The sequence below is a fragment of the Zymomonas sp. genome (assembly GCF_020216885.1).
Classification (GTDB): domain Bacteria; phylum Pseudomonadota; class Alphaproteobacteria; order Sphingomonadales; family Sphingomonadaceae; genus Zymomonas.
Map to the genome: position 1 here is coordinate 1 of NZ_JAIWON010000064.1, position 16,492 is coordinate 16,492.

At 46.1% G+C, this 16,492-nt stretch carries 17 protein-coding genes and 1 pseudogene; 9 read left to right on the forward strand and 9 right to left on the reverse strand.

What is annotated here, in order from left to right; all coding sequences use genetic code 11:
• Positions 1-61: 61 nt before the first annotated feature.
• The 3 genes from trpS to secB all read right to left on the reverse strand — a co-directional run bounded on the left by trpS (position 62) and on the right by secB (position 3,423).
• Complete coding sequence (trpS, locus tag LDL18_RS03310) at positions 62-1,210, reverse strand: tryptophan--tRNA ligase (protein ID WP_296506983.1); 1,149 nt, start codon at positions 1,208-1,210, stop codon at positions 62-64.
• Positions 1,211-1,230: 20 nt separating this feature from the next.
• Positions 1,231-2,844, reverse strand: a complete 1,614-nt coding sequence (gene murJ / locus LDL18_RS03315; RefSeq protein WP_296506984.1) for a murein biosynthesis integral membrane protein MurJ — start codon at positions 2,842-2,844, stop codon at positions 1,231-1,233.
• An 84-nt stretch (positions 2,845-2,928) separates the two neighbouring features.
• Positions 2,929-3,423: a protein-export chaperone SecB gene (gene secB / locus LDL18_RS03320; protein WP_296506985.1), complete on the reverse strand. Its 495-nt coding sequence runs from the start codon at positions 3,421-3,423 to the stop codon at positions 2,929-2,931.
• Between the two features lie 466 nt (positions 3,424-3,889).
• Here secB and LDL18_RS03325 point away from each other — a divergent pair, with 466 nt between their 5' ends.
• From LDL18_RS03325 to LDL18_RS03345, 5 genes are all read left to right on the forward strand, one after another.
• Positions 3,890-4,543, forward strand: coding sequence for a Tim44/TimA family putative adaptor protein (locus tag LDL18_RS03325; RefSeq protein ID WP_296506986.1), 654 nt, complete (start codon positions 3,890-3,892; stop codon positions 4,541-4,543).
• 41 nt (positions 4,544-4,584) lie between these two features.
• On the forward strand, positions 4,585-4,893 hold the full coding sequence (locus LDL18_RS03330) for a lipoprotein (protein ID WP_296506987.1): 309 nt from the start codon (positions 4,585-4,587) through the stop codon (positions 4,891-4,893).
• 5 nt (positions 4,894-4,898) lie between these two features.
• On the forward strand, positions 4,899-6,230 hold the full coding sequence (locus LDL18_RS03335) for a murein transglycosylase A (RefSeq protein WP_296506988.1): 1,332 nt from the start codon (positions 4,899-4,901) through the stop codon (positions 6,228-6,230).
• Entirely contained in the window at positions 6,166-6,852 is a 687-nt protein-coding gene (locus LDL18_RS03340; RefSeq protein ID WP_296506989.1) for a Smr/MutS family protein, read from the forward strand. The genes LDL18_RS03335 and LDL18_RS03340 overlap by 65 nt, the downstream gene beginning before the upstream one ends.
• 101 nt (positions 6,853-6,953) lie before the next feature.
• Entirely contained in the window at positions 6,954-7,241 is a 288-nt protein-coding gene (locus LDL18_RS03345) for a hypothetical protein (protein ID WP_296506990.1), read from the forward strand.
• 55 nt (positions 7,242-7,296) lie between these two features.
• On the opposite strand, the gene dapE is transcribed toward LDL18_RS03345, so the two are convergent.
• A complete protein-coding gene (gene dapE / locus LDL18_RS03350) occupies positions 7,297-8,427 on the reverse strand; it encodes a succinyl-diaminopimelate desuccinylase (protein ID WP_296506991.1) in 1,131 nt (376 codons plus the stop codon).
• 317 nt (positions 8,428-8,744) lie between these two features.
• Between dapE and LDL18_RS03355 the strand changes: the two genes are divergently transcribed.
• Genes LDL18_RS03355 through LDL18_RS03370 form a run of 4 tightly spaced genes read left to right on the forward strand, consistent with a single transcriptional unit; the run spans position 8,745 to position 13,139 of the window.
• Complete coding sequence (locus LDL18_RS03355; protein WP_296506992.1) at positions 8,745-11,006, forward strand: TonB-dependent siderophore receptor; 2,262 nt, start codon at positions 8,745-8,747, stop codon at positions 11,004-11,006.
• Complete coding sequence (locus tag LDL18_RS03360) at positions 11,006-11,275, forward strand: hypothetical protein (RefSeq protein WP_011241380.1); 270 nt, start codon at positions 11,006-11,008, stop codon at positions 11,273-11,275. The genes LDL18_RS03355 and LDL18_RS03360 overlap by 1 nt, the downstream gene beginning before the upstream one ends.
• On the forward strand, positions 11,272-11,571 hold the full coding sequence (locus LDL18_RS03365; protein WP_296506993.1) for a hypothetical protein: 300 nt from the start codon (positions 11,272-11,274) through the stop codon (positions 11,569-11,571). Before LDL18_RS03360 ends, LDL18_RS03365 begins: the two co-directional genes overlap by 4 nt.
• The gene (locus LDL18_RS03370; RefSeq protein WP_296506994.1) at positions 11,568-13,139 is read left to right on the forward strand and encodes a PepSY-associated TM helix domain-containing protein; all 1,572 of its coding nucleotides are present in this window, start codon (positions 11,568-11,570) and stop codon (positions 13,137-13,139) included. The genes LDL18_RS03365 and LDL18_RS03370 overlap by 4 nt, the downstream gene beginning before the upstream one ends.
• A 66-nt stretch (positions 13,140-13,205) precedes the next feature.
• On the opposite strand, the gene yihA is transcribed toward LDL18_RS03370, so the two are convergent.
• The 5 genes and pseudogenes from yihA to rpmH form a co-directional block, all read right to left on the reverse strand.
• Positions 13,206-13,844 carry a ribosome biogenesis GTP-binding protein YihA/YsxC gene (yihA, locus tag LDL18_RS03375; RefSeq protein ID WP_296506995.1) on the reverse strand — a complete coding sequence of 213 codons (639 nt, stop codon included), beginning with the start codon at positions 13,842-13,844 and terminating at the stop codon, positions 13,206-13,208.
• Positions 13,845-13,852: 8 nt separating this feature from the next.
• On the reverse strand, positions 13,853-15,592 hold the full coding sequence (gene yidC / locus LDL18_RS03380) for a membrane protein insertase YidC (RefSeq protein WP_296506996.1): 1,740 nt from the start codon (positions 15,590-15,592) through the stop codon (positions 13,853-13,855).
• A gap of 17 nt (positions 15,593-15,609) precedes the next feature.
• Complete coding sequence (gene yidD / locus LDL18_RS03385; RefSeq protein WP_014849308.1) at positions 15,610-15,822, reverse strand: membrane protein insertion efficiency factor YidD; 213 nt, start codon at positions 15,820-15,822, stop codon at positions 15,610-15,612.
• Positions 15,819-16,130, reverse strand: a pseudogene (gene rnpA, locus LDL18_RS03390) (ribonuclease P protein component); the annotation flags it as partial. The gene yidD and the pseudogene rnpA, both read right to left, overlap by 4 nt.
• An 11-nt stretch (positions 16,131-16,141) precedes the next feature.
• The gene (gene rpmH / locus LDL18_RS03395; RefSeq protein ID WP_080502949.1) at positions 16,142-16,276 is read right to left on the reverse strand and encodes a 50S ribosomal protein L34; all 135 of its coding nucleotides are present in this window, start codon (positions 16,274-16,276) and stop codon (positions 16,142-16,144) included.
• Positions 16,277-16,492 lie beyond the last annotated feature (216 nt).

Below are 16,492 nucleotides of genomic sequence, written 5' to 3' on the forward strand. Positions count from 1 at the left end.
TATAACAAAATATGTTATAATAAAATTTGTCTATCGAGAGTGAACCCAAGATGAATGTCTTTTAAGACCGCCGTCTTAAACCCATGCTGCGATAGGCCTTATTTAAGGTTTTTTCGGCAATCACTGCGGCCTTTTCGGCTCCTTGTGATAAAATACGGTCAATCTCGGCAGGGTCATTTTTGAAGCCTGCTAATTTGTCGCGGATGGGCGCAATGGATTCTACAACCAGATCAGCCAAAGCGGGTTTGAACTGACCAAAGCCCTGACCAGAAAATTGCTGCAATACATCGCCAAGGGATTCGCCTTTTAACGCACTGTAAATGCCCAATAAATTTTTGGCTTCGGGACGATCGGCTAAACCTTCTTCATTTTCGGGGATCGGATCGGGATCGGTTTTGGCCTTACGAATTTTCTGGGCGATATCGTCATTGCTGTCTGTCAAATTGATCCGGCTTAAATCGGACGGATCGGATTTTGACATTTTCGAGCTACCATTTCTCAAAGACATTACGCGGGCAGCGGTTTTTTGAATGATCGGTTCCGGCAAGGTAAAGACAGGCATAAATTTTTGCCCACTATTTCCGTTTTTATCATGTAAATATTCGTCGATCAGGCCATTAATATAATTTTTGGCTTCTTTTTCAGTATACTTTCCACCTTTCGTGAGCAGATTTAAACGTCTTTCTAATATATCATTGTTGAATTTTGTCGCGATATCCCGCGCCAATTCCAAATGCTGTTTCTGATCTTCGCCAACCGGAACATGGGTGGCCTGATACAGCATGACATCGGCTGCCTGTAAGACCGGATAGGTATAAAGGCCGACAGATGCCCCCTCACGATTTTTACCGGATTTTTCCTTGAATTGCGTCATCCGGTTCAACCAGCCAATGCGGGCAACACAATTCAATAACCATGCCATTTCGGAATGGGCGGCGACATCGGATTGAGCAAAGAAAATTGCCTTTTCGGGATCAATCCCCGAAGCCAGCAAAGTCGCTGCCATATTGCGGATATTTTCGGCTAATTCATCCGGTGCTTGCGGCATGGTGATGGCATGGAGATCCGCCAGAAAAAAGACACAGCTATCGCCGTCTTTCATCTCGTTTTGCATGACAACCCAATTACGGATAGCGCCCAGATAATTACCGAGATGCAGATTTCCGGTTGGCTGGATACCTGAAACGATACGTTTATTCTTGCTCGTCATATTTTTGATACCTGCTAAAATTATCGTTTATAGCGACGCTGTAAGTAAAATTTTATTTCTTTTAAAGGGAATGTGCCAATCAAAGCGGCTGTTCCGAAATATAAAACAGAACCAAACAGCAATAATAGGGAAAGGGTGGCAATACGATAGATAACGCTGCCCGTTGCCATATGATTAAGCCAAGGAAGGCAAGGCCATAATCCAGCGGCCATAACAAGGCTGGCAATAATGATTTTGATCGTGCGGGTAAAAAGCTGACGATCACAGGCAAAATGATTTCTATGCCGTAATAATCCGTAAAGCATGATGACATTTGCCCAAGCTGCAATCGCTGTTGATAACGCCAGACCAACATGACCAAAAGGCTTAATGAATAATAAATTCAATATCAGATTAAGAAGCATGGCGATAATCGCAACACGGACAGGGGTGCGGGTGTCGGTGCGGGCATGAAATCCGGGAGTCAGGATTTTAATCAAAACATAGGCGGGCAAACCCAGCGAAAAAGCGGTCAAGGCTTGTGCCGAATAGATGCTATCGCTTGCGGAAAATGCCCCATGTTGCAACAAGGCTGAAATCAGTGGCATCGAAGCAATGACTAAACCGAAAGCCGCAGGCACCGTCAAAAATAAAGCTAATTCAATTGCTCTATTCTGGGTATGAATAGCGGCTTCCGTCTGATCTTCTGCCAATTGTCGTGACAAACTTGGTAAAATAGCGGTGCCAATACCGATCCCCACCAATCCTAGGGGAAGCTGATTAAGGCGATCGGCATAATATAGATAAGAAACGGCGCCTTCAGGTAAAAAACGGGCAGCCAAAGCGGTCGAAATCAATAGATTGAATTGCACGGCACCCGCGCCCAAGGCAGCAGGCCAAGTGATCGAAAGCATCTTTTTAACCGCAGGTGTTAATTTCGGCCAATGGGGATAAAGGCGGACATTCGCCGATCGGCAAGCCCATATCAGCCAGCCCAATTGCAAAACGCCTGACAGGCTGACCGCAATCGCTTGGGTCTCGGCGGTCATCGCTGGATTATGGCTGCGAAAAAAGACCAGCCCGATAATCAACCCAACATTCAACAAAATAGGGGCGGCAGCATTCACCCAAAAACGATGAAGGGAATTCAGAATCCCACCCAAAAGGGTTACAATCGAAATAAGTGCTAGATAGGGCATGGTTAGCCGCGTTAAAAAAACAGCCAACTGAAATTCGCCTGCGCTTCCCATCGGGAACCCACCCGTCATGATGCGCACAATAGGGGCAGCGGCAGCGATCATCCCTATTTCAAAAATAATCAGCAAGGGTAACAAAACAGATAACACATCACTGGCAAATCGTAATCCGGCGGCAAAGCCGTTTTGCCCTTTCTTTTCAGCCTCGGAAATCGTGCGGTTAAACATCGGAACAAAGGCAGAAGCAAAAGCACCTTCTGCGAATAAAGCTCTGAAAAGATTGGGTAATCGCCATGCGATCAAAAAGGCATCATTCGCCGACCCAGCCCCAAGATATTGCGCGCCAAGGGTATCCCGAATAAATCCGAGTATCCGGCTTATAAGGGTTAATCCCCCGATAGTTGCGGTTGCTTTGAAAAGATGAAATCGTCCGGAGGCAGGCTGAGTTTTATGTGTCATATTGTCATCTGGATAAGAGTAAAGAAAGCCGCTCAAAAGCGGCTTTCTCACATCATGGTGACCCTTATAAAATAGAATACATGATTAAGCCTGACCGGCTGGCTCGGCATTGGACAGCATATCTTGCTGTTCGGTTTGCTGCATATAAAGCGCGGCAAAGTCGATTGGTTCCAACATCAAAGGCGGGAAATTACCATCACGGACAGAATCGGCAAGGATGCGCCGGACGAAAGGAAACAGGATGCGTGGGGCTTCGATGTAAAGGAAAGGCTGGATTTGGTCTGCCGGAACATTTTTGATGGCAAATAAACCACTGTAAACCAGCTCGACATGGAAAACGACGCCTTCATCGGCCTTGGCAGAAACATCGACTTTCAAAGCCACTTCATAGACATCCTGCGCCATTGGCTGAGTGCCGATATTGAACTGCACTTCGATATGAGGCTGGGTCTGCCACTGATAAACAGCCGGAGCATTCGGATTTTCAAAAGAAAGATCTTTAATATACTGGGCAAGAATACTGACCTGCGGCAAATGGTCGGTATCCGCATTTGAAGCATTAAAATTGTTTCCTGACATAATGGCATCCTCGCTGCGTTTGGATTGATCTTGAATGATGGCGCAAAACCCCCGATCATGAAAGAGAAATGATCGAGGGGTATTTTTGTTCGATAGGAACAAAGCGCCCAAGGGTAAATGAAATTATAGTCACTCGGACAAGATAAACTCTACTCTATAATCCAGCGCTTTCTCTTTTGAATATCGCTTTTCCCTATCCGGCTTTTACGCTCGGAAATCTTTAATATTGATGACAATAATCGACTTTTTCAAAGAAAACCCTTCAAATGAAGTCTTTTTTGCTTCTTTTTGCATAAAGAATACCGCTTCTTTGTGTCTTTTTTCGGCCTGTTGCGTTAAAAATAGGGCTATTTTCGTCAAGAAGGGGCAGATGCTGTTTGAAAGGCGGCATCATCTTGCCTATATATAAAAGATTAAATATTTCAGCCGGAATGAAATTCTGCTGTATTTTGCATTTGGAGGCATAGTGGTCGAGATTGTTGTTCTTGTGGTAGTGGCTGCCGGGCTTTGTGGATGGCTTTACAATGTCCTTGGGCGCCGTACCGGCCACGAACAGAGTTTTACCAAACCTGCCGAGGCTTCAACGACTGTCGTTGCCCAACCCAATACGGCGTTGTTGCTGCCTGCTTCCGAACAGAAAAAGCGGGAAGAGATTGTTCAACCCGAAGCATGGGATGGAATCCGGCGTATTGTCAGCCGTGACGCTCATTTTGATCTGACCGGATTTATCGAAGGCGCAAAATCAGCCTATGGCAAGATTTTAGAAGCCTTCTGGCAAAATGACCGGAGCAAACTGGCTGACATGGTCAGCAAAGACGTTTTCGAGACTTTTCAGCAAGTGATCGAAAAACGCGAAGCCGAAGGAAGCCGTCTTGAAAATCGCCTCGTCAATATTGACAAGGCTTTGGTTCAAAAAGCCGGTATCGAAGGCGATAATGCCATTATCACGGTCAGCTATGACGCTTGGATTTCGACGATGCTTCGCAATCACGAAGGGATCATGATTGCTGGTTCATCCACTGATGCGCTGCCGACCCATGATGTCTGGACATTCAGCCGTAATATCAAACAGGAACCCAAAACCAACTGGTTGTTGGTAGAAACCTTGGCCGCCTCCTGACTTGTGCGGCAAGGGTGTTTCTATTTGAATGAAGAGTAGCAATGAAAAAATCTTTTATTCTGTTCATTGCTGTAACGGCTTTGACAGGATGTAGCGGCTGGCCAGATGGTCAGCGGCCAGCTTCTACTGGCTTTGATCAATCACAAAATAGCTATCACATTCCGAATATGCCTTATGAGTATGATCACTCACCATCAAATAGTGATGCATTCGATTCATCTCAAACAACGATGAATAATGAAGCGCTCTATTATGAAGACAAAGCATGGCGTGCAAAAAATATCAGGGATCGTGATACTAATTTTTCCAAATATCTTTTGGCTAAAAAACATCAAGAGCAACCAGATTGAATATTATGCGTATTGATTTAGCCAAAAATAGTATCGCTTATGCGCGGCATATTCAGATTATCGTCTTTTTAAGTCTGGGTATTTTGACCCTATCTGCTTGTCAGACATCTCGACCGACGGCCTCTCATTCTCTGCCTGAAAAAACCAAAGCCCCAGCTGCACCCAAAAAACAGGCCTCTGTCCCTAAAAAGGCGAGCGCTTTGGATGTCCGACCTCAATCTATTCCGGTTTCTCGCTTGGGATTGACGGAAGAGAACGCCAAAAAAGCCTTGGATGCCTTTCGATTATCCTGTCCATTCCTGACATCCCATCCTGATAAAAGCGGATTGACTGCGGCTAATGATTGGCTTCCAGCTTGTCAGGCGGCCAAAAATTTAAATAGCACGTCATCGACCAATGCTACGGCTTTCTTTGATCGCTATTTCGATCCGGTTTCTGTCGGGGGCGGGGATGCCTTTGTAACAGGCTATTATGAACCGGAAATAGCCGCTTCCAGCCAATCGAAAAACGGTTACGCGCCCATTTATAAAGTGCCTTCCGATTTGGTGGAAACCAATCTTGAAGATTTCTTCCCTGACATGAAAGGTAAACACTTCAAAGGCCGCGTTAAAAAAGGCCATTTGGTGCCTTATTATACACGGGCAGAAATCAACAAAGGTGCCTTGGATAACCGCCATCTTGAAATTGCTTGGGCAGTTGATCCGGTGGCTTTGTTCTTCCTGCAAATTCAAGGCTCCGGTCGGCTCAATCTTGAAGACGGGCGCGTTATTCGCATCGGTTACGCTAATCAAAATGGCCGCGAATATACCGCTATCGGGCGTTTATTGGTCGATAAAGGCGTTATTGAGAAAGGCCATGCCACGATGGCGGGCATTGTCGAATGGCTCCATAACCATCCTGACCAAGCGCCGTCGATCATGGAAAGCAATAAAAGCTATGTTTTTTTTCGTGAATTGAAAGAAACGGGGCCTTTGGGTGCGCTTTCTGTGCCGGTTACGTCCCAGATATCCCTTGCAGTTGACCCATCTTATACGCCATTAGGGGCTCCTGTTTTTTTAATGCTTGATTCAAAGCATGGTGGTAATGCAGCATTTGCGAATGGTCTCTGGATTGCGCAAGACAAAGGTGGCGCAATAAAAGGGGCTAATCGTTTCGATAGCTATTGGGGATATGGCGACAAAGCCGAACATATCGCTGGTGGTCTCGCCAGCCATGGTTCTGCATGGCTTTTGTTACCGAAAGGAGTAGCCGCGGGTCTCGGTTCTGGAAAAAATGGCAAAGCGCAACGGGAGACAAAAATATCCGCAGCAAGCGGAGAGGGTAACAAACCCGCCTAATCGGCAAGAGAAAACGACTTCTTTTGCCGGAAGAAAACCTGCACCCAAATATCTTTCTTCCGAAGAGCTGGCTTTATGGCAGAAAGTTGCTGTCACTGTTACGCCTTTAGAGCCGGAACGCTATCAATCCTTGGCTGACTTGCTCAATAAAAATATTACACCCACCGCCAAAGCTCCGCCGCTTTCAAAACTCCGAAAAGAAATAGAAAATCGCCACAGAAAGATTCCTCCCGCACCCATTAGCCCTTCTCCAAAAAAATCTTCGGATACGCTTGATGGCTCATGGGATCGCAAATTAAGCAAAGGCAGCGTCGAGCCTGAACGGAGTATCGACTTGCACGGCTATACTATGACCAGTGCCTATCGCGTTTTGGAATCAGCGCTTTCCCAAGCCATCCGGCAAGGTATCCGTGTTTTACTGATTATTACAGGTCGTCCGCCACGGCGTAATGAACATGGTATTATTACGCGTGGTCTTATTCGCGGCGCTATCGGTGATTGGCTTAATTTTTCGCCCTATTCCAGCCATATCGCCGCCGTCAGAAATGCCCATCCCCGTCATGGTGGGGCAGGGGCGCTCTATGTCATCCTCCGTCGTCGCCGCGACGAAACAAAATATTAATTCCAAAATAAATAAAACTGATTATCAGAGATTTTCTTTAATATCTGCTAAACAAGGGGCATAGATGGCTTTTGATCGCCTAATATTCATCCAGCCTTATAATGAAAATACGGAAAGCACCCATTGGATTTTCATGGAAAACTTTCTTTTTTGGTCTGTGGCCAGCTATTTTTAGAGGCAGTTGGAAATACGCCCTTTTAATGTTTTTAACTATGTTTCCAACCTTAGGTCTTTCTACCCTTATATGGTCATTTATCTTTAATCGTCTTTATTTAAACAGCTTACTAGAAGACGGCTTCCGACTGAAAATTGCGGAACGAGGCAGTTCTGTTGAAAGAATATCGGCTTATAGCCGGATGAATATCGCCCTTATAGCGGATAGCGAATAAAAACATTCGCCGTAATCCGGAATTATATAGAATAATTCCGGATTAACAGGCTCCTTTATCCCAAGAAAGATTTGATAATATCTTCATCAATCCGGCTTAACTGCCGGATATCCTCGACCGAGGCTTTTTCATCGACTTTATGCATCGTGGCATTGACCAGACCAAATTCAACTACTGGACATAATTTAGTCAGGAAACGGGCATCCGATGTGCCACCGCTGGTCGAAAGGCTGGGCGTAATACCTGTATTTTGGGCAATAGCCGCCGATATTTTATCTGTCAGAACCCCTTCTTCCGTGACAAAGGCTTCCCCAGAAATCGCCGCTTTCACTTTGGCTTTGGGGTCAATCGCTGCTACCCGTTTTTTCAGGCTATCCACTAATTCAGCGCCCTTATGCAGGGCATTAAAACGAATATTGAGCTGCGCTTTGGCTAAAGCCGGAATAACATTGGTAGCTTTGTTATCACATTCAATCGAAGTCACTTCGAGATTAGAGGGCTGGAACCACTGATCGCCTTCATCCAAGACCCAGCTTTCGAGGTCAGAAATAATTCTGGCCAAAACCGGAATCGGGTTGCGGGCGCGGTCAGGATAAGCAACATGGCCTTGGATACCTTCTACTTCAATCCACATATTAACCGAGCCGCGTCGCCCGTTTTTAACGGTGTCGCCCAAACGCTCGACCGATGTTGGCTCACCGACAAGGCAGTAATCCGGCTTGATAGACTGTTCGTTCAACCATTCGATGATAGCGGGTGTTCCAAAGGTCGCAGGGCCTTCTTCATCCCCTGTAATCAGCAAAGAAAGTGTGCCTTTATGCTCGGTATAGCGAGAGGCTGCCGCGATGAAGGCCGCTACTGAACTTTTCATATCAACGGCACCACGCCCGACAAGATAGCCATCTTTAATCACGGGAGTGAACGGATCTGAACTCCAACCCTGACCCGCTGGCACGACATCACTATGACCGGCATAGGCGAGATGGGGATGGCCTTTGCCGCGAAGCGCAATCAGATTCGTGATGGGGCCATCGGGTGCCTGTCCTTTGGTCAATAGATGAACAGTAAAACCAACTGATTTTAAAGCATCTGCCATAATATTCATGGCACCATCATCAGATGGCGTTACCGATTTACAGGCAATCAGTCGGGCGGCAAGGTCAACAGGATCAAGCGCTATGGTCATTTAATCATCCGAAAAATAAAAGCAGATATACTATAGTGTGAAACTGCATATCAATAACAATAATGAAGCAAGATACTAAATAATTTCATTTGAGAAATTGAATATTTAATTGTGTTTTATTTTGAAATTATATTTTTAATAACTGTTTTTTATTTACAAAAAGATATTTTTCTTTTTTTTACATTTCGCCCCCCTCAATTTTGATCAGTGTAATTGACAATCAATATCAATAAAGCATAACCGGAGAACATTCCAAAAATCAAATTGAGAGAAAGAGGGCTTAAAGGATGATGGGGGGGGCGAATAGGATAAAAACGATGGTGCCAGTTTTGGCCTTGGCAGGCTGTTTCCTAGCACCGGCGGATGCGCAAAATCTTTCTTCCGCCGAGGTTAATAATAACGCACAAGAAGAAATCAAAACGGCACCGTCGAAAAAAAAGGATAAATCCGACGTTATTGTGGTCACGGCTACCGGATTGTCACAGGCCTCTTCGACGACCAAAACCCATACACCGATTATTGAATCGCCCCAATCCATTTCTATTGTCAGCCGCGCCGAAATAGAATTGCGCGCTTCTCCGACAATCGCCGATGCTTTGGCTTATACCGCTGGTGTTCAAGCTGAACCTTCTGGCATTGACAGCCGTGTTGATGAAGTATCCGTGCGTGGTTTCGGCGCAGGTGGCTTTTCTTCCAATAACAATTTTGTTGATGGCTTGCGTCTGCCTTCAGGGGGGCAATGGACAAGAACATCCTTTGATCCTTTTTCTCTGCAACAGATCGAAGTTTTAAAGGGGCCTTCCGGCGCGCTTTACGGTCAGACGGCACCGGGTGGTGTTGTCAATCTTGTCACCAAAAGGCCAACAAAGAAAAGTCAGGGTGAATTTTTCCTTCAGGGTGCTGGTTATACCCATCTTGGGAATTGGCAAGGGCAGGCTTCCGGCGATGTTTCCGGAAAATTGAATAAAGACGGCACACTATCTGGGCGGATCGTTGGTCTAGCCCGTTACGGGGATACGCAAGTTAACCATGTCCAAACAGGTCGCTATTATGTTTCGCCCAGTCTGACATGGGAAATTTCTCCCGATACCAAATGGACAGTTCTTGCCCAATATCAACGCGACCAAGGCGGTTCGACATTCCAGTTTTTACCTGCAACAGGCACGCTTTATGCGTCAAAAGGCCGCCATATTGCTAATGATGCGAATATTGGTGAACCCAAATGGGATAACTTCAATCGTAATCAGGTGATGGCAGGTTCCTTTTTTGAACATCAATTCAATCACTTCCTGACACTTCGCAACAATACCCGATATACCTATTTGAATACCCTTTATCGGGCGACCGTTCTTTCCGGTGATACCTTGAAAAGCTGTAGTGCTGCAATCGCCGGTTGTGTCGCTGGAGAAACTGTCAATCGTCGCGCTGTCGAAGGGCGAGGGCGGTCACAAGGTGTCGCGACAGATACCCAGTTAGAAGGTCATGTTGATACCGGTGCCGTCCGGCATGTCATGCTTTTTGGTACCGATTATTTCTATACCGATTGGACTCATGATCGGGATTTGGTCAAATCCTCTCTTGTCCTGCCGATGCTTAATATCTTTGATCCGGTTTCCCGTGGCTCAGCAGGCTATGGCGCTGCCCTCTCTCCACAGGTCTATACTTCAACTATCAGCCAACAAAATGGCATTTATTTTCAAGACCAGATCAAATTCAAACGTCTGCGCGTTACAGTTGGCGGGCGACAGGATTGGGCGAAAGACGATACGTTAAACCGCCTGACTGGCAAACGTTATCTTACTCATTCAAACGCCTTCACTTGGCGTGCGGGTGCTGTTTATCTCTTCGATAATGGACTTGCCCCTTATTTCAGCTACGCTAAGTCCTTCCAGCCACAGGTTTCTGATCCATCGACTTCTTTAGATGGGACTCCTTTCAAACCAACAACGGGCGACCAATATGAAGCTGGTATCCGTTACCAATATGGTAAAAGCATTTATATCACCTTTGGGGCGTATCAGATCACCCAACGGAATATGACTACGCCTGATCCCAATGGTGCCTTATGCGGAACCTCGACCTGTCTGGTGCAGACCGGAGAAGGGCGCGTGCGTGGTCTTGAATTAGAAGGCCGCGCAACTCTGCCTTGGAATATGGCGATTATCTTCACCGGAACACGAAGCGATGCCAAGGTAACGCAATCCAATACGGCTTCCCAAATCGGCAATTATTTACCACAGGCACCAAAATGGATGGCCTCGCTCTTTATTGACCAACGTATCCGGCATGGTTTCTTTACTGGTTTAGGTATTGGGGGCGGCGTTCGCTATACCGGACACAGTTATGGCGATACCAATAATACGCTTTCAATTCCGGGCTATACCTTATTTGATTCCTTCTTGCGTTACGATTTCGCCAACCGTTTCCCACGCTACAAGGGTTTATCTCTTTCTTTAAATATGCGTAACATTGCTAATAAACGCTATGTGGCGACCTGTACGGCGACTTCTGCCTGCTATTATGGTCAAGGGCGTAGCTTGACCTTGCGGCTCGGTTATAGTTGGGGAGGTGCGGCCTAATGTTTCTTTTTTTTGCGATTATTTTGTCTGCTTCGGGGGCAGTGATGTTTTATCTGCTTTCCCGTAATCAACAGCTTTTACCTAAAGCCTTGGATAAACAGCCTTTTATGCTGGTGGCCTGTTCGCTGGAATTTATGGCCTTTCTAATGCTTTGGGAAGAAAAAAGCCTGACATCAGCCTTACTGACATTGGTTTTATTATTGATGATCGAATGGTCTTTCTTGCCCTTGCTGATCGCGCTTTTCCCAAAAAATAGGTGCAAACCATGAAGCAAGGCGCAGAGCGACAAAATAAAGACTGGTTCTTCAAATTTCTGGCTGCTTTTTTCTTGGGGATACCGCTTCTACTGGGCGTTATGGGGCTCGTCGGTTTGGGGTGTCATAACGATGGGAATCCAAGGGCAATTTCTTCACAATTGATGATGTGGATGCTCTCGCCGCTTTGGATAACGCTTCTCGGATTTTCTGGATTTTTTCGTTCATCCCGTCAAGCATGGGGCATTTTAGGTGGATTAAGCCTGTTTGCATGGGCGTTATTTTTTCTTTTGCGGGGGTTCTGTTTATGAAAATCCCGAATATGATTCTACGCAGTTATCGAGAATTACATAGCTGGGTCGGTATTGTTGCCGGTCTATTTTTATTTGTAGCCTTCTACGCGGGTGCCATCACCATGTTTGAACAGCCCATACAAGATTGGGTGTCTCAAACGGCCTCGTTACCCCCTGCGGTTTCGTTACATGCGACCCCTGAATTGTTGGAAAAAACTTTTGCCGCCCATCCCGAAGCTCGGAAAAGCTATACTGTTTATTTAGCGCCCAATGCTGCCCATCCTGAACGTCTCTCTTGGTTTCTACCATTTTCTCATGGTCATGTTGGCCAAGTGACCCTAGCGGCTTTAGATGAAAAAGGCGCGCTCGTTACTGCCAAACCGCAAATTTCGGCCACTGCTCATTTTATCAATCTGCTGCATCAGCAGGTTGGCTTACCTTTCCCGCATGAAACCTCTTTATTAGTGACAGGGGTTGTCGGACTTTTATACGGCGTTGCACTGATCTCGGGGATTATTCTTTTTCTGCCCAAAATAGCTGAAAATCTTTTTGCCGTGCGATTGACGACCAGTCTTAGAAGAAGATGGCTCGACCTCCATAATCTTTTGGGTATTTTTTCCTTACCCTTCCATCTGGTGATGGCGTTAACGGCCGTTGTTTTTGCTTTTCATGATCCTGTCTTTGATGTCCAACATGCTTTATTCGCAAAAAGTAATCCGCCTCTGGCGCTCTCTGAAAAAATTAGATCCTCTTCAGCACAGGGTAGGCTCTCGCAAAAAGCCGATCAGACAAAAATAAAACCATCCTTTGCTTTGCCTTTGGAACCCGAAAAAATCGTCAATTCACTAGAATTGCAGGCTGCCGGATTTGTGCCGGAAATGCTGAATTATTCTCAAAACAAGGAAGGTCAGCTTGTCTTACGGGTGGCAGGCCATGACTCACGTTATGGAATGCGGGGTGCTTCACGTGGCTTTGCCGAAATTGATCCTTATAGCGGCAAGATTTTGTCCTCTGACTACCTTCCGGGGCATCAATCAACTGGCTTTGCCATTTTGACCACTTTTTTTGCCTTACATTTCGGTAATTTTGGTGGAAATTTTGTCCGCTGGGGCTATGTTTTGTTAGGCTTAGGCGGTGCTTTTCTTTTCTATACCGGCAATCAACTCTGGATCAATGCCCGCAGAAGGCGCGAGATAAAAAGCGGTGAGGCCTCTTCAGCCACGCAATTTTTGGATTGTTTGACGGCAGGCTGCGTTAATGGCTGTATATCAGGTATTTCAGCTATTTTCTGTGCTGCTTTTGGGTTACCTCATGGCGGTGATTATAAGGATATCACCTCTGTTTATTATGGGGTTTTTGTCCTTTTCGTTATTTTAGCTTTTTGCCTAAAAACGCGATATCGAAATTCTATTCTACTTTCACTTTCTGCGCTTATCACGCTTTCCATTCCTGTTATGGCCAGCCTTTATGGTCATAAAGCCCTTCTTTCACTGCCCAATATAACGATCGAACTCGTAGCCGTTTTCCTTGGGGCTTTTTTGCTTTGGGCGGCAGGGAAAGAAAAGAAATTTTCCGGTAGGGTATAAAAAAAGGCTTCAGTCTATCCACGGACAGGCTGAAGCCAATATCGCCATAAAAGCTATGAAGCGGGTTTAGAGAATTGCATCATAAACAGCGGCGCGTAATTCTGCTATGCCCGTGCCTTTTTCGCTTGAGGTCGCAATAATTTCAGGAAAAGCCGCCGGATGTTTCCGCATTTCTTCGGTAATGGCTTTAACCGTTTTTTCCAGTTCGACGGCTTTAATTTTGTCTGATTTTGTTAAGACAACCCGATAAGAAATAGCGGCATCATCCAGCATTTTCATCAGGTCACGATCAACATCTTTGATGCCGTGACGGCTATCTATCAAAATCAAACTACGTCTAAGAACAGCCCGACCCCGCAGATAATCGTTAATCAGCCATTTCCAGCGTTTGACAACATCCTTTGGGGCTTTGGCAAAACCATAACCGGGCATATCGACAAGCCGCATTTGTAAAGGCTCGCCGACATCAAAGAAGTTTAATTCTTGGGTTCTACCGGGTGTTGTCGAGGCGCGTGCCAGACTATTCCGATTGGTCAAAGCGTTGATAAGGGAAGACTTACCAACATTTGAACGGCCAGCAAAAGCCACTTCTGGTGCCGTCGGCGCTGGCAAAAATTCAAGTGCTGGAGCCGATTTTAAAAAATTCACGGCTCCGGCAAAAAGTTTCCTGCCCGCTTCCAGCCTAATATCGTTTTCTGGACTCATTTTGGATATCAAGCTTTCTTCTTGGACAGGCGTTTTTTCTCGGCTCTGTCTTGGCGTTCTTCCGGTGTTGAATGACGATGCTGTAACCACATCATCTGCGCCAGAGAAATAAGGTTATTAAAGATATAATAGACCTGCAAACCGGCCGCCAAAGGTGCCATGAAGATCACCGAAATCAAAGGCAAAAAGCTCATGATCTGTTGCTGTGCCGGTTCCAGCTGTTGCGGGCTGGCACGGAATTGCAACCACATGGTGATACCCAAAATGATAGGCAGAACACCGATCATCAGGAAATGCGGCGGGGTAAAATGCAGCAAGCCGAAAAGATTAAACGGCGTTAAAGGATCTGGAGCCGATAAATCTTTGATCCACAAGATAAAGGGCTGATGACGGCTTTCGATCGTCACAAGCAATGTCTTGTAGAGCGCAATAAAGATCGGGAACTGAATAAACATTGGCAAGCATCCAGCAAAAGGATTCACTTTTTCCTTTTGATAGAGCGTTACCAATTCTTGCCGCATTCTGGCTTCATCATTTTTATAGCGTTCGCGAACCGCCTGCATTTTAGGCTGTAACCGCCGCATTGAAGCCATCGAGGCATATTGCTTGTTCGCAATCGGGAAGATCAAAGCACGGATGGTGACCACCATCAAAATGATGGCGAGGCCGTAATTGCCGACATGCAAGAACAACCAGTCGAGATAATAGAAAAAGACTTTTTCAATAATCGCGAACCAGCCCCAATCAATCGCTTTATCAAAATGAGGCAGATGTAACTGATCGCGGTAGCGATCAAGAACGCGGACTTCTTTGGCACCGGCAAAAACATCAACACTGGTGCTGGCGGTTTTTCCTGCGGCAACCACCACCGGAGCCACCGTGAAATCAGCCTGATAATGGTGATTGGAACTGCTTCTGAAATCAGTATCAATCGCGATTTTCTGATTATGGGGCGCAAGAGCCGTCAGCCAATATTTATCGGAAAATCCGACCCAACCGCCTTGGGTGTTATTACGAATGCTATTATTGGTGGCTTTATCAATATCCGCAAAATCGACATGATAATTGACCGAACCATTGAATACGCCAATAGGCCCCGTGTGCAACGTCCATGAACTGGCTGTTTTGAAAACACCTTGATGGTTAGTCAAAACATAGGGCTGGACAATAACCGGACTATTGCCACGATTGATAACGCTTTCAGTCGCATTGAACATATAATCATGATCAACAGACAAGGTTATTCTAAAAATCTGGCCTTGCTGGTTATTCCAGTAAAAATTGACAGGATGGTCAGCTGTCAGCTTATCGCTATCCGCCTTCCAAAGGCTATCCGCATTCGGCAAAGCGATATTTTCACCTGTCCATCCAAATGAGGTGAACCAAGCATTTTCTGTGCCTGCGGGTGAAAATAATCTGACGGCCGGAGAATTTTTAGCAAGGGTTTCACGATGACGGATAAGAGTCAGATCATCAAGGCGTAACCCTTTCAGATTAACAGAACCCTCAACGCTTTCTGTCAAAATCGGCAGGCGAGGGGTTTCTTGTAAAACCTGATCGACGGGCTTTAAAGGTTTGTCGCCGGATTCTTCTGCGGTTAATTCAGTTTTTGGCTGATTTTTACCCTGCTGTGTTGGAGCAGGCGGCGTTGATAACCAGTGTTTGGTTACAAAGCTCCAGCCAAATAAAATAAGAGCAGAAAGAATGGTAACAATAACCAGATTACGCTGCTGGTGCTTATCGTCCATATCGTTGTTTCACCCTTTCAAGGCACTGGATCATGCCCACACCCGCCCCATGGGTGGCAACGGGCTAGACGTTTTATGGTAAGCCAGCTTCCCTTTATTGCTCCATATCGGCGCCATGCTGTAATGGCATAAGCTGAACAACTGGGATAATAGCGGCAGGAAGACGGCAAAAGCCGTGATGGACCCCATTGCCACAAGCGGGCCAACAAAATAAGCGCATGGGCGATCATCGCCGCATACGCGCCAAAGCTTTTGACAATTGACGATAAAGATCATCAAAATTGCCGTGAAAGGCAGCTCGCCGACCAATCAATATATGATCAGCGCCTTCTACACCGCTGGCAGGCAGCAGTGATTGGACTAAAGCCCTGAAACGCCGCTTGATCCGGTTGCGGACGACTGCATTGCCGGTTTTCTTTGTTACCGTATAGCCTATACGCATATCCGGATTATCATCATGACGATGATAAACTAACAAGACAAAAGCCGGCATAGCCACGCGTTTACCGCGGTTAGCCGCAAGAAAATCAGCGCGGCGCTTAAGAACTGCTACGCGGACAGTTTCTTGCGGCTGCGAGCCCGACGGGCTGCCAGAATCTTGCGACCGCCCGGGGTTGCAGACCGGGTACGGAAACCGTGCCGGCGCTTGCGCACGAGGTTGCTCGGCTGAAAAGTGCGCTTCATCGCTCATTCCTCAACAGTATTTCTTGATTGTTAAAAAAGGCCACCGACACACGGCAGCCATATCTAATGGGCGTGAATAGGGAAGATGATGGAAAAAGTCAACGGTTGCGCCAAGATTCATTTTTGAACGCTCATTGAATAGCCTTTTTTTAAATAAAACAGCTGATAAAAAGGATTTGAAAAATATCTTTTTGAAGAATTAAACCCTATATAAGA